General features: G+C 44.5%; 9 protein-coding genes and 1 pseudogene. 8 read left to right on the top strand and 2 right to left on the bottom strand.

Annotated elements, in window-relative coordinates; genetic code table 11:
* The first annotated feature begins 214 nt into the window (after positions 1-214).
* The 6 genes from DXA15_RS10150 to DXA15_RS10125 all read left to right on the top strand — a co-directional run bounded on the left by DXA15_RS10150 (position 215) and on the right by DXA15_RS10125 (position 10,061).
* Positions 215-3,253: a TonB-dependent receptor gene (locus DXA15_RS10150; protein WP_128133947.1), complete on the top strand. Its 3,039-nt coding sequence runs from the start codon at positions 215-217 to the stop codon at positions 3,251-3,253.
* Between the two features lie 12 nt (positions 3,254-3,265).
* The gene (locus DXA15_RS10145) at positions 3,266-4,777 is read left to right on the top strand and encodes a RagB/SusD family nutrient uptake outer membrane protein (protein WP_048315465.1); all 1,512 of its coding nucleotides are present in this window, start codon (positions 3,266-3,268) and stop codon (positions 4,775-4,777) included.
* Positions 4,778-4,809: 32 nt separating this feature from the next.
* Positions 4,810-5,799 (top strand): endonuclease/exonuclease/phosphatase family protein, encoded by a 990-nt coding sequence (locus tag DXA15_RS10140; RefSeq protein ID WP_128133946.1) that lies wholly within the window; start codon positions 4,810-4,812, stop codon positions 5,797-5,799.
* Positions 5,800-5,945: 146 nt separating this feature from the next.
* Positions 5,946-8,015, top strand: a complete 2,070-nt coding sequence (locus DXA15_RS10135; RefSeq protein WP_128133945.1) for an RNA degradosome polyphosphate kinase — start codon at positions 5,946-5,948, stop codon at positions 8,013-8,015.
* A gap of 10 nt (positions 8,016-8,025) precedes the next feature.
* Complete coding sequence (locus DXA15_RS10130; protein WP_128133944.1) at positions 8,026-8,703, top strand: hypothetical protein; 678 nt, start codon at positions 8,026-8,028, stop codon at positions 8,701-8,703.
* A gap of 362 nt (positions 8,704-9,065) precedes the next feature.
* Complete coding sequence (locus DXA15_RS10125; protein WP_128133943.1) at positions 9,066-10,061, top strand: DUF4837 family protein; 996 nt, start codon at positions 9,066-9,068, stop codon at positions 10,059-10,061.
* A 34-nt stretch (positions 10,062-10,095) separates the two neighbouring features.
* Here the strand turns inward: DXA15_RS10125 and DXA15_RS10120 are convergent.
* Positions 10,096-11,498, bottom strand: a pseudogene (locus DXA15_RS10120) (rRNA cytosine-C5-methyltransferase).
* Between the two features lie 52 nt (positions 11,499-11,550).
* On the opposite strand from DXA15_RS10120, the gene DXA15_RS10115 reads away from it, so the two are divergent.
* Together DXA15_RS10115 and DXA15_RS10110 are read left to right on the top strand one after the other, a co-directional pair.
* Positions 11,551-12,255: an SAM-dependent methyltransferase gene (locus DXA15_RS10115; protein ID WP_007654520.1), complete on the top strand. Its 705-nt coding sequence runs from the start codon at positions 11,551-11,553 to the stop codon at positions 12,253-12,255.
* 6 nt (positions 12,256-12,261) lie between these two features.
* Positions 12,262-12,837 carry an acyltransferase gene (locus DXA15_RS10110; RefSeq protein ID WP_010802145.1) on the top strand — a complete coding sequence of 192 codons (576 nt, stop codon included), beginning with the start codon at positions 12,262-12,264 and terminating at the stop codon, positions 12,835-12,837.
* A gap of 45 nt (positions 12,838-12,882) precedes the next feature.
* Here the strand turns inward: DXA15_RS10110 and nadC are convergent, their stop codons facing one another.
* Entirely contained in the window at positions 12,883-13,722 is an 840-nt protein-coding gene (nadC, locus tag DXA15_RS10105; protein WP_010802146.1) for a carboxylating nicotinate-nucleotide diphosphorylase, read from the bottom strand.
* Positions 13,723-13,724 lie beyond the last annotated feature (2 nt).

Genomic DNA, 13,724 nt, shown 5'->3' with positions numbered 1-13,724 from the left:
GCGAACAGCCGGATATGAAACCTTGTTTAGTACTATTCCTTTCTTATAGGATTCTGATGTAACAACGTGAATGTTGCCAAATGAATTATTATGAAATGCGGACATTGTTTTGTAGCAAGAATGTGTGGTGAATGTCATTCGCTTGTCTTCATGCTGAAACGTCTTCTTGTTTATTTTGTCCCGCAATAAATCAAATTTATTATTATTTAATAAAATGAAACGAGAGAAAAATGTATTCCATTTAGTGGGTGTTTTATGTCTTGCCGTAGCATTGCAGTTCTTTCCTGCATCTACATGGGCGGAGACCAATGTTTTTCCTATTGTTAACCAACAAAGTACGTATACTGTAACGGGTAATATCGTGGATGGGAAAGGAGAGCCGATTATCGGTGCCAATGTTGTGTTAAAAGGTTCTGCGACAGGTGTCGTGACTGATGTGGATGGGAATTTTTCAATGAGTGTATCGGGAAATGATGTCCTGATGGTTTCCTATATAGGATACAATTCGTTGGAAATTCCGGTAAAAGGACAGAAGAGTTTGAATATCGTAATGAAGGAAAATGTAGAATCGTTGGATGAAATCGTGGTTATCGGCTATGGTACGATGAAGAAGAAGGATTTGACAGGTTCCGTGTCAGCGATAAAAGCCGACGAAATTACAGCCTTTGCTGTTTCTAATCCTATCCAGGCTTTGCAGGGGAGGGTTCCGGGGGTTGTTCTTTCGCAGAATACCGGAGATCCATCGGGCGATTACTCGATCCGTATTCGGGGAGTCAATTCTATCAAGGGGGACAATGCTCCGCTTTATATCATTGACGGAATACCGGCGAGCACTTCCTCTGTTAATACTTATGACATCGAATCCATGGAAATTCTAAAGGATGCGTCGGCGACAGCGATCTATGGTTCACGTGGTGCGAATGGCGTTGTTATGATTACAACCAAGAAGGGAAAAACCGGAAAAACAACCGTTTCCTATGATTTTGAATACGGCTTTCAGAAACAGATAAAGAAGCTGGATTTAATGAATGCCCGGGAGTGGGGACGGTTTTATAATGAATATCTGGTTAATGCGGATATTTTGAGCGAAGCTCCTTTCTCGGAAGCGGATATTGCAGCAATGGGAAAAGGCGTGGACTGGCAGAGTGAAGTATTCCAGAACGCCCCAATCTCGAATCATAATATTAATGTTTCGGGAGGTACGGACAACGTGCGTTATTTCATAAGCGGTTCGGCTATGATGAAAGATGGTTTGATTCATAATAGTTCATATGATAAATACAACCTGCGTTCAAGCCTGGATTTGAAAATGAGCAAGATGGTCAGTGCTTCGTTGAACATGGGATATTCGTTGATAAATCAAATGAACCAGTCTGACGGAGGAGGTAATGGAGGATCGTCCATGATCGGTGCCACCTATTCTGCCGCACCGGTCTTTTATCCGTACGATGAAAACGGTGATTATAAGGATTTGCGTTCCTGGTATTCCTGGTCGTCGCATGAAATTAAAAATCCGATCTGTATGGCTTATGAGTCTACTTATAAGACGGTCACGAATCTGACGAATATCAATGCGGCCATCAACTTTCAACCAGTCAAGGGACTTTCCGTCAAGGCGACTTTCGGTCTGGAAGGCTCTGATTCCCGGTATGATGCTTATACGACTAAAAAGTATATTTATCAGAATAATTCCGCCTCTGTGAATCATAAGCGTTCCACCAATGTAATAAATGAAGATATTGTGAATTATGACTTTACTGTTAATAAAATTCATTCATTCAATCTGATGGGCGGTTTTACTTATCAGCAGAATGTGTATAAATCAATAGCGGCATCCGGTAATACCTTTTTGAGTGATGTCCAGCAAACAAATAATTTGTCTTCGGCAGGAACAGTCAATACTCCTTCTACTTCTTATTCCAAATGGGCGCTGATGTCTTATCTCGGGCGTATCAACTATTCTTTTAATGGAAAATATTTGGTGACAGCCAGCTTTCGTGCAGACGGTTCGAGCCGCTATTCGGAAGGATCGCGCTGGGGATATTTCCCTTCGGGAGCTTTGGCATGGAGGATTTCTGAGGAACCATTCATGAAGCAATTTGATAAAGTTACCAATTTGAAGCTGCGTCTGGGATATGGTAGGACCGGTTCGAGTGCTATCGACCCGTATATGACACAAAATTTATTGAACACCGGGAAAACAGCGACTGGTAGTGATAATGTTCCTTACTATGCACCAAGCAGCACTTTCCCGGAAGATCTGAAATGGGAGACAACGTCTCAGTGGGATATTGGTGCCGATTTGGGTTTGTTCAATCAGCGTCTGCGTTTTACAGCCGATTATTATTATAAAAAGACGACCGACCTGTTGAATACGGTTTCCTTACCGTCTTCGTCCGGATATTCATCGACAGTCCGGAATATCGGCAGTATGAGTAACCGGGGAGTCGAACTTCTGGTGGAAGCGGATGTCGTACAAAAGAAGGATTTCGGTTTTACACTTCAGTTTAATATTGCACACAATAAGAATAGAGTCGAAGAACTGGCTGACGGAGATGATATTCTGGGAACGACTTACAGCAACTATGGTTCCGGTTCTATAACCATTATCCGGGAAGGGGAACCTTTGGGAGCGTTTTATGTATATAAAGATGCCGAATTAGATGAAAAAGGGTCTCTTTCTTATGTAGATATGAACGGTGACGGTCAATATACGGATACGGAAGACCGGTATATCGCGGGATCTCCTTTCCCGGATTTTACCTATGGTCTGAATTGCGGTTTCCGTTATAAAAACTGGGATTTCAATTTCTTCCTGCAAGGCAGCCAGGGGAATGATGTCTTTAATCTGAGCGAAATGAGAAACTATTCTTATGGGCAAGGCATGAATATCGAACGCAAAGTGTACTATGAAAGTTGGAGAGAAGGACAAGATAATTCTCACGTCCATTATCCGAAGATTGAGGCGGTCGGCTCTTTAAAGTACTCGGACCGTTTCATCGAGAATGGCTCTTATTTACGTTTGAAAAATGTGAGTCTGGCCTATAATTTCCCTTGTGAAAAATGGAGTACCCGGAATTGGCTCAGCGGTATCCGGGTGTTTGTAAGTGCACAGAACTGGCTGACCTTTACCAAGTATAACGGAGTGGACCCGGAAGTAAGCTCGAAAGCAAGCGATGTCAATGCGGGTATCGACCATTTGACTTATCCGAACAGTAAAACTATCTCAATGGGTTTGAGTGTCAAATTTTAAAAATCAGAAGCAATGAAAAGTAAGTTTTTATTATCAATAGTGGCCTGTCTCTCTATCTTTCAAGCCTGTGACAATTGCCTGGACGAGACGAAATATACATATTCGATTTCGAGTGAAACATTCTATAATACATTGGAAGAAGCGAATGCTGCGGTATTGGCTCCGCTGGATGTGATGCGTTCGGCTTATAATTCTAATTTTTTCGCTACGTTGGAAATCAATACGGAATACTGCTATCCGAAAGGGGTTTACCAGACTTACAAGGCTTATAACGGTTTTGTAAATTCTACCCATATCACACGAAGTGAATCTAACTGGACTAATTTGTATAAAGCGATCATGTATTGTAATACCGCTATCGAGAAGCTGCCGGCAGCGACGGAAATGACTGAGGCGGAAATTGCGGCTTATTTAGGTGAACTGAGATTCTTGAGAGGATTCAACTATTTTAATCTGGTCAAATATTGGGGCGGAGTTCCGCTGAAGACCGAGGATAATATAACGATGTGGGATGTACCCAAAAGCTCAAAAGAGGACGTTTATGCATTTATTATTGAAGATCTGAAATATGCTTTGGCAAATTGTCCGGCTAAATCCAGATATTTGGCAACACCGAATAAGAATGTGGTTCGGACGTGCCTGGCTGATGTTTATATGCATACGGAAAACTATGAAGAGGCTAAAACATTGGCGGGAGAAGTTGTCAATAGCGGAGTGTATTCATTGGTGCAGGTGGGTGCTTCGAGGGATTTTGACAAAGTGTTTGGTTATGACCTGACAACTTCGTCTGAAGAAGTATTCTACATCAGGACATCGCGGACGGACGGCAAAACCTGGGATTACCTGTCTTATACATCGCATCCGAAATATGAGATAGAACCGGGCAAGTTGATGTTGAATGGGAACGGCTATTTTACGCATTATACGGATTTGAGGAATCATGTGATATCTACCTGGGATAAGAATGATCTCCGTTATGGGCTGAATGTCGGTTTTTATATCTTTGGAGCCGATGCTTACGGAGAGTACACCTGTCTTTTGACAAAGTATTGGGATCCGAATTCACAAGGGGGAGGTGCAAATGTATCTATTCCGTTGATCCGTTATCCGGATGCAATGCTTATTTTTGCGGAAGCAACAGCACGTGTTGCAGGAGGGCCGACGGAGGAATCTATGGAAATGCTGAATCAGCTTCGCCGTCGTGCTTATGGGCGTGATCCAAAAGTGCCGGATATGGAGTTGGATTATAAGTTGTCGGATTATAAGACGATGGATGAGTTTATTGATTTGCTGATCAAGGAAGAAACTTACGAGCACTTCAATGAAGGGAAGCACTGGGACTTCATTGTTCGTTTGGGCAAAGCTCAGGAACTGGTCGGGAAATATTATAATGTAGAAGACGGGGCGTGGACAGACATACAGGAAAGACATTATTTATGGAAGATTCCGGATTCCGAATTCAACTATAATAAAGCGATGAACCAGTCTACCGATCAGAATCCGGGTTATACTTCTGCGGAATGATTAATATGTTAAACTTAAAAAAGGAAATAGGAATGAAAAAACAGCTTGTTAACAGGGTACGTATATTTTTTATGCTTGCGTTTGTGTGGACAATAGCCTGTCTTGTTACATCATGCGGCGGACGTTCGGAGAAGGGGCATTTACGCCTTCTCTACTGGAATATACAAAATGGAATGTGGTCCGGACAGGGAGATAATTATGACAGTTTTGTCGAATGGGTTAAAGAACAAAATCCGGATATCTGTGTCTGGTGTGAGGCCCAATCCATCTATAAGACCGGGACGGCCGATCCTATGGAGGCTGCGGCCCGTTATCTGACTGATAACTGGGAGAAACTGGCGATGCGGTACGGACATACATATTATTATATAGGAGGTCATCGGGACAATTATCCTCAGGTGATAACTTCTAAGTATCCGATAAAGAATGTCTTGCGTATTGTCGGTTCGGAACCGGATAGTGTCGTTACTCACGGTGCCGGTTGGGCTCAGATCGAAGTCAACCAACAGACGATAAATGTAGTAACGCTTCATACCTGGCCCCAGGCTTTTGCTTTCCGGGCCGAAGATAAGGAGGCCAGCAAAGCGGAATCCGGAGGGGATAAGTACCGGCGCATGGAAATAGAATATATCTGTAAGCATACGATCGACTCGGTGCCCGAAGCAGCGGGCCAGTATTGGATGATGATGGGAGATTTTAATGCGCGGTCAAGAATTGATAATGCAGTTTACAACTATCCGGAAGAAGATACGCGTTTTTTGGTGCATGATTATATCAGGGAGAATACGCCTTATATAGATGTGATCGCTAAAAAATACCCCGGCGAGTTTAAGACAACGACCGGAAAGGAGGCGCGTATAGATTTCGTATATTGTACTTCTCCGTTATATGAAAGAATTGTGGCTGCCGATGTCGTGACAGATACTTATACGAAACCGGTGCGCGACCCGGCTAATCTTTCAAACTTTTGGCATCCATCGGATCACCGTCCTATTTTAGTGGATTTTGATTTGGAAAAGTAGGGACTATATTCACTGGAAACGGTAGATTTGTGAGATAAAAGGTAAAATCGGGCAACACTTCCATGGGTTGTTCGATTTTTGTGTAAGTATCTATTTCTTTTATTCTAATAAAGTATCTATATTTACGCATCTAAGAATAGAATACGATGGAGAATTCATATAAATACTTTAAGCGCGACGTTAGTTGGCTGTCTTTCAACTACCGGGTTTTACTCGAGGCGGAAGACGATACGTTGCCTGTCTATGAGCGGATTAAATTCTTGTCTATCTATTCTTCCAACCTGGAAGAATTTTACGAAATACGTGTGGCCGAGCATCGCGGGGTGATCATGAAAAAGAATTTTACCGAAGAAAGCGGTGATGAGGCCGAAGAAGTGTTGACCGAGATAACCAATGAAGTAAACCGCCAGCAACGTGAATATTACCGGATCTTCTCTGAAAAGATATTACCGGAGTTGAACCGGCAGAATATCTATCTCTATCAGGGAAGCGAACCTGAGCCATTCCATGAAGAGTTCGTTCATAACTTCTTTAATGAGGAGGTGTTTCCGTTCCTGTCGCCTGTCATGATACAGGCGGGGGATATCCGTACCTTTATCCGTGACCGCCGTCTGTATCTGGTGATCCGCATGGTAAAGAAAAGCAAGCGGAAACTGGAAGGAGATCAGGCGCCTGAATATCATTATGCACTGATGAAGATACCCTATGCCAAGGTACCTCGCTTTATAGAGTTGCCGCAACACGAAGGGAAGTTCTACATCATGTTTATCGATGATATTATTCGTGCGAACCTGGCGAATATCTTCCCCGGATATATAATTGACAGTTGTTACAGTATCAAGATATCCCGTGATGCCGATATTTATCTGGAAAATGAGAAAGGTAATATCGTTGAAAGCATTCGGAAGAAAGTGAAGAAACGGAAGATCGGTGCCCTGAGCCGTTTTATGTACGACCGGGCAATGCCGGACGATTTCCTTTCCTTTATCTGTGAGGCTTTCGGCATTACCCGCGATGACTTGGTCGTAGGGGGGCGTTACCTGAATTTGCAGGATCTGGCTAAATTGCCCAATCCCAAAGGGAAGGAGTTGGAGCAGAAGATTCCGACGCCTATGCGTGTTTCTTATCTGGATGAGAAAGGTTCCGTATTCCGGGCAGTGAAGAAGAAAGATATTTTGCTGCATTTTCCCTATCAGTCGTTCGATTATCTGATACGTTTCCTGATGGAAGCCGCGTTCGATCCGAAAGTGGATGAGATAAAGATCACCCAGTATCGGGTGGCGGAAAATTCGGCCGTCATCAATACGTTGGTCAGTGCGGCGCAGAACGGGAAGAAGGTAACGGTATTTGTTGAACTGAAAGCCCGCTTCGATGAAGAGAATAATATGAGTACGGCTGAACGGATGGAGCAGGCGGGCATACGTATTATTTATAGTATTCCCGGATTGAAGGTGCATGCGAAAGTGGCGGTTATCATCCGGAAAGATCCGGATGATGGAAATAAACGGCGTGATTTCGCTTATCTCAGTACCGGCAATTTTAATGAAAAGACTGCCCGGGTCTACTCGGATATGGCCTTGCTTACCTGCAATGACGAGATCATAACGGATATAAATAAAGTGTTTGCCGTGCTGGAAGGGAAAATGGCGGAGCCTACTTTCCGGCATCTGCTGGTTGCCCGTTTCAACATGGTGCCCGAACTGATCCGTATGATCCACCGTGAGATCGAACATGTGAAGCTGGGACGTAAAGGACGGATCGTGTTAAAGATGAACGGGCTGCATGACCAGAATATGATAAACGAACTGTATCATGCCAGCGAGAACGGGGTGGAGATCGACCTGATCGTAAGGGGCATCTGTTGTCTGGTTCCCGGACAGCCTTACAGTGCCAATATCCGGATCACCCGGATTGTCGATATGTTCCTGGAACATTCCCGTATCTGGTATTTCTATAATGACGGCAAGGAAGATGTTTATCTGACATCGGCCGACTGGATGCGTCGTAATCTGAATCGCCGGATAGAAACGGCTTTCCCGATACTGGTTCCCGAAATAAAACAGGAAGTGATCGACATTCTGAAGATACAGATGCGCGACAATGTAAAAGCCTGCCTGATCGACGAGCAGCTGCATAACAACTTCAAGCATAATGAGGAACCGGTGAAAGTCCGTTCCCAACTGGCTATTTATGAATATTTGAAAAACAAATCGTGAATAAGATCGTATGGACAATCCTTCTTCCCTGACTTTTTTTCTGTTCTGTTTCTGTTGGGTGGCTCTGATAGCGGGAGCGGTGCTGGGGTATATTATAGGTATCCGTATGGCACGCAACCGGGAACGTCACCGGCTCGTAAAGGAAAAGATCAGGAAGAACAAAGTTGCCATTTATCATTACCAAAAGGAGAAATACGATTATATCGAGCAGATCAACCGTCTGGAACAGGATTTACAGAACCTGACGGAAGAATCGGAGCTTTACAAGGAACGTGTCAGTGACCTGGAATATTACAAACGGAAGGTGCGTGAGAACGAACAGGTCATTGAACGGCTTTCCTCTGCTTCGTCAGAGACGGTAGAGTTGCCGGTCGATGCCTTTTCCCTGTTGTTGCAACTCAAACAAGATCCGGTACGCACCAATCTCAGCAGACAGGAATGGATGGAATTGCTTCGTACGACCGACCTTCTTTTCAATAATTTCCTGACGGAGTTGAAGCAGAAATCTGGTATAACCCGTCATGAAGAGGAAATCTGTTGCCTGATAAAATGGAACTTTCCCCGCAAAGATCAGATGGCTGTTTTCAATAACACGACCGATGCCCTCACCAAGTCGAAGAGCCGCCTGAAAAAACGTCTGCAACTGGATGAGAAGACCGATCTGGATCAGTTTATCCGGATGTATTAGAGAAAAAGTACCTGATTCCTTTTTCCGATGATCGGAATAGTACTCTTCCGGTCATCGAAACACTGCTCTTCCACCCATCAGAATAATACTCTTCCGACTATCGGAAGAACGTTATTCCGATGGTCGGAAAAAAGCAGAAGCTCGACTGTTTCTTTTATTGGCGGAAAATATTTGAGTCGTTTCTAAAGCATCATGTCCAGATAAATACATAAAATCAAATAGTTTTAGGATATATGTTTCTTATATACAGACTGTTAGTCCTGTGTTCGTTTGTCCGGCACCATTTCTTTTCTTTTGTTGACTTATCCTTTATTTTTGTCGGAGTAAACAATAAACTCTGGAAAAGATAAATCAATAAAGCTATGAGAACACAGCATCTATTTACTTTTTATTTAGTAGGATTACTGACTTTGGTTAGTTGTAACTCTTCGATCGTAGAAAAACGGGCTACCGGTTTGCCGTATGAAATCCTGGTTGTCATGACCCGGGAAGTTGGAGACAGCGAGGTTGGGGAATTAGTGAAAAATCAATTAAAATCTCCCATTGCCGGATTGCCCCAACCTGAACCCGCCATGCGTGTTACATTTGTTCCTACCGAGACTTTTAATGGCTTGTTGAGATACGTCCGCAATATTCTGGTTGTCGATATTGATCCGACGAAGTATACGATGGTTTCATTGAATGGTTTTAAAGATGAGTGGGCAAAAGGGCAGGAAGTGATAAAACTCTGTGCTCCGTCGACTCGCGAACTGGTCACTTACCTGACATTACATGATTCGGATATTGTCAATCATTTCTGTGCAATCGAAAAGGACCGTCGTATAAAGATCCTGAAAGAACATTACAGCCAGTTGGCAATGGATAAAGTGCAGGAGAAGTTCGGTGTGAAATTGCATGCTCCGGACGATATGACTTATTATAAAGATACGACCGATTTCCTGTGGGTGTCGAACAATGCTAAAACCGGGCGTGTCGATCTGATCGTTTATTCCTTTCCATATACCGATGCGAATACATTTACACAGGACTATCTGGTGGCAAAACGGGATTCTGTTTTAAAGGATAACCTGCCGAGTGCTTTTCCGGATTCTTATATGACTACGGAAAAGCGTGTCGACCTGACTTACGAACCTATAATGTTGCATGATAAATACTGCGGAGTCTTACGTGGCCTGTGGAAGATGGTTGGCGATAAGATGGGCGGACCGTTTGTCAGCCATGCTTTTCTGGATACGAAGACACAGCGTGTGATTGTTGCCGAAGGTCTCGTTTATGCCCCGGAAACAACCAAGCGGAATTATATACGTAAGATCGAAGCTGCACTTTATACGGCACGCCTGGATACGATATCGAGATAGCTGTACCCTCACTAGCACCAGTGAGGCAAAGGCATTACCTTTTCTGCAGGTAGTCTGTTAGCAGTAATACCTGTTCCGGCATATATCCCGTACGGATACGCCATCCTGCGGATAAAGGTTGTTGGCTCGGTTTCCGAGATGTTTGACAAAACCTACAGGAAATCCCTGGTAGCAGACCAGTACGTACCCTTTTTCTATTTCGGCGGGGAGAAGCAATGCTTCTTTTTTCAGGTATTTGATGGCATCGTCCCAGCTTACTTCGGCACAGGTGAAAGCCTCTTTGTTCAGTGCCGTGCTTAAAGCCAGTGAATGGGCCGGTAAAATATCTTTGCCTTTTATCTCTCCGACGCGGATTCCGGCAGATACGATTCGTAACTGGGTGGATAGCAATTGCCAAGTGTCATAATGGATGGACGGTATGGCTTGTATCGTATCATTGAATATTTCCATCCGGAAGCTGTCCGGCTCCTGTATCCATTTGTTTACAACAGGAGGGATGACGGGAGCGGCTTTTCCTTTATCCTTCTTGTTTTTACTTTTAGGACGGATTATTTCATCGACTTCGCCGGACGTTTTACGCAGGGCGGCCAGGAAGAATCCTTCCCCTTTTGTTTTATGGGGGAAGAAACGGTAGACCGGGTGTGCATGGCGTAGCGGTCCGGTGATCTGCCATTCATCCCTAATGGGAATGGACAGGGCTTCGGCTCCCAGTTCTTCTATTATATAATGTATATTATCTTCATCCTCTTCCGTATTGTAAGTACAGGTGCTGTAAATGAGCAGTCCGCCCGGTTTCAGTGCGTTCCATATGTCGTGGATGATACGGCGTTGACGGGCGGCACAAAGGTTGACGTTTGCCACGCTCCATTCGCCGGTACTGTCGGTGTCCTTGCGGAACATTCCTTCGCCGGAACAGGGGACATCGGTAACAATAACATCAAACAGATGAGTAAGGCGCCCGATATCTTCGGGATCGTTGTTCGTGACGATATTGTTCGGATTTCCCCATTTGGTGATATTTTCAGCCAGGATATTACTGCGGGTACGGATCACTTCGTTGCTGACCAACAGACTGCCTTCGGGTAAAAGGTTCAACAGATGGGTGGACTTACCACCCGGTGCGGCACAAAGGTCCAGGCATTTCACCGGTTCGCTGACAAAGTTCCGGATGGCTTGCTCCAGGAACATGGAGGAGGCTTCCTGCACATAATAGGCTCCGGCATGAAACAGCGGGTCGAAGGTGAACGACAGGCGTTCGGGCAGATAATAACCTGTTTCGCTCCAGCCGACCTGAGGTGTTGAGGGAGCCTTCGTCCCTTTATTCCGGTTGATACGGATACTGACGGGAACGTCCGCTTGCAATGCGGCTTCCAATTTGTCATATTCTTCGCCCAGTAAGGCACGGGTACGTGTGATAAATTCGATAGGAAGTGCCATCTTATTCTGTTTGTTTGGCACAAAAGTACTAACTTTGCGGAAAACTAACAGTATGCAAGCATCGCTTTTCCTTATACCGGTTACATTGGGAGACACCGATCATCGGCGTGTTCTCCCGGAATATAATCGTGAAATCATTCTACAGATCAAACATTTCATCGTTGAAAATATACGTACTGCACGCCGTTTCCTGAAAAAGACGGAACCGTCTATCGTGATAGATGATCTGACTTTTTATGAACTGAACAAGCACACTTCGCCGGAAGATGTGGCCGGTTATCTGGTTCCGTTGACGAAAGGGGAGCATGTCGGTGTGATATCTGAGGCCGGTTGTCCGGCTGTTGCCGATCCGGGAGCGGATGTCGTTGCTATTGCGCAGCGGAAGAATTATCCGGTGGTTCCCCTGGTTGGACCGTCTTCTATATTAATGTCGGTAATGGCTTCCGGTTTCAACGGGCAGAGTTTTGCCTTTCATGGCTATCTGCCCATTGATGCTTCGGAACGGACAAATACAATCAAAAAGCTGGAAGGCCGTATCTATTCGGAAAACCAGACACAGCTTTTTATCGAAACACCTTACCGTAACAATAAATTGGCTGAGGAGTTGATCCGTACTTGTCGCCCGTCAACCAAATTATGTATCGCTTCGGATATTACTTGTGAAGATGAATATATCCATACCCGTCCTGTGAAAGACTGGGCAGGAAAAGTTCCTGATCTGAGTAAGAAACCGACTATCTTTTTAATCTATAAATAACTTTTTATGGCAGCTTATCAGGCACATGAAACAGCAGTGATCGATCCTGGCTGTACGATCGGCGATGATACTTTTATTTGGCATTTTTCTCATATAATGGCCGGCTGTATCATTGGTGAAGAATGTAATATCGGGCAGAATGTCGTTATTTCGCCGGGCGTGGTTTTGGGGAATAACGTCAAAGTCCAGAATAATGTTTCCGTTTATACCGGAGTGACTTGTGAAGATGATGTTTTTCTGGGACCGAGTTGTGTGTTCACGAATGTGATAAATCCGCGCAGTGCCGTTTGCCGCAAAGACCAGTATAAGAAAACTCATATAGGAAAAGGGGCTACTATTGGTGCCAATGCAACGATTATTTGCGGGCATAATATCGGAGCCTATGCCTTGATAGGTGCGGGAGCGGTTGTAACTAAAGAGATTCCTGCTTATGCTTTAGTCGTTGGTAATCCTTCCCGGCAGATCGGCTGGGTCAGTGAGTATGGACACAGGCTGGAGTTTGATGAAAAAGGTTTTGCTATTTGCCCGGAGAGTGGAGAAGGGTATCAGCTGAGGGATAATGAGGTGGTCCGTATCGGATAAAAAAGAGAAAGGCGGATAATCAACCATCCGCCTTCTGAATATTTCTTAGCAAGCCTTCAAACTCATATCGAGACTTTTGACCGAGTGGGTCAGTGCTCCGACAGAGATAAAGTCTACGCCGCATTCTGCATAATCGCGCAGTGTGTCGAATGTGATACCGCCGGATGATTCGGTTTCGAAGCGTCCTCCAATCATTTCGACTGCTTTCTTTGTATCTTCGATATTGAAATTATCCAGCATGATGCGGTCGATACCGCCAACATTCATCGCCTGTTGTAATTCGTCGAAGTTGCGTACTTCGATTTCGATCTTCAGGTTTTTGCCTTTTTCTTTCAGGTAGTTCTGTGCACGGGTAATAGCCTGTTCGATGCCACCGGCAAAGTCTACATGATTATCTTTCAGCAGGATCATATCGAATAGTCCGATACGATGGTTGACACCGCCGCCGATCTTTACAGCATCCTTTTCCATCATACGCATACCTGGAGTTGTCTTACGGGTATCCAGTACGCGGGTTTTAGTTCCTTCCAGTGCTTTTACATATTTGCGGGTTGTTGTTGCAATACCGCTCATACGTTGCATAACGTTCAACATCAGGCGTTCTGTCTGTAGCAGCGACTGCACTTTTCCTTCAACGGTAAAAGCGATATCACCTTTCTTTACTTCTGCGCCATCATTGATGAAGATTGTCATTTTTAGTTCCGGGTCGAAGTCATGGAAGATGCGTTTAGCCATTTCCACACCGGCCAGTACGCCATCCTCTTTGATAATAAGCTGGCTCTTTCCCATAGCTGTTTCGGGAATGCAGCATAACGTTGTATGATCGCCGTCACCGATGTCTTCGGCAAACGATAATTTAATTAAATCGTCAATTAACTGATCCATGT

The sequence above is a fragment of the Parabacteroides sp. AM58-2XD genome (assembly GCF_003463685.1).
Lineage (GTDB): Bacteria > Bacteroidota > Bacteroidia > Bacteroidales > Tannerellaceae > Parabacteroides > Parabacteroides segnis.
Note: the sequence above shows the minus strand (reverse complement) of the source record. Positions and strands in the feature narration are given on the sequence as shown.

What these genes read in the sequence shown, in the direction of transcription:
- DXA15_RS10150 (WP_128133947.1), top strand. Translation starts at nt 215, where the DNA reads ATGAAACGAGAGAAAAATGTATTCCATTTAGTGGGTGTTTTATGTCTT.
- DXA15_RS10145 (WP_048315465.1), top strand. Translation starts at nt 3,266, where the DNA reads ATGAAAAGTAAGTTTTTATTATCAATAGTGGCCTGTCTCTCTATCTTT.
- DXA15_RS10140 (WP_128133946.1), top strand. Translation starts at nt 4,810, where the DNA reads ATGAAAAAACAGCTTGTTAACAGGGTACGTATATTTTTTATGCTTGCG.
- DXA15_RS10135 (WP_128133945.1), top strand. Translation starts at nt 5,946, where the DNA reads ATGGAGAATTCATATAAATACTTTAAGCGCGACGTTAGTTGGCTGTCT.
- DXA15_RS10130 (WP_128133944.1), top strand. Translation starts at nt 8,026, where the DNA reads ATGGACAATCCTTCTTCCCTGACTTTTTTTCTGTTCTGTTTCTGTTGG.
- DXA15_RS10125 (WP_128133943.1), top strand. Translation starts at nt 9,066, where the DNA reads ATGAGAACACAGCATCTATTTACTTTTTATTTAGTAGGATTACTGACT.
- DXA15_RS10115 (WP_007654520.1), top strand. Translation starts at nt 11,551, where the DNA reads ATGCAAGCATCGCTTTTCCTTATACCGGTTACATTGGGAGACACCGAT.
- DXA15_RS10110 (WP_010802145.1), top strand. Translation starts at nt 12,262, where the DNA reads ATGGCAGCTTATCAGGCACATGAAACAGCAGTGATCGATCCTGGCTGT.
- nadC (WP_010802146.1), bottom strand. Translation starts at nt 13,722, where the DNA reads ATGGATCAGTTAATTGACGATTTAATTAAATTATCGTTTGCCGAAGAC.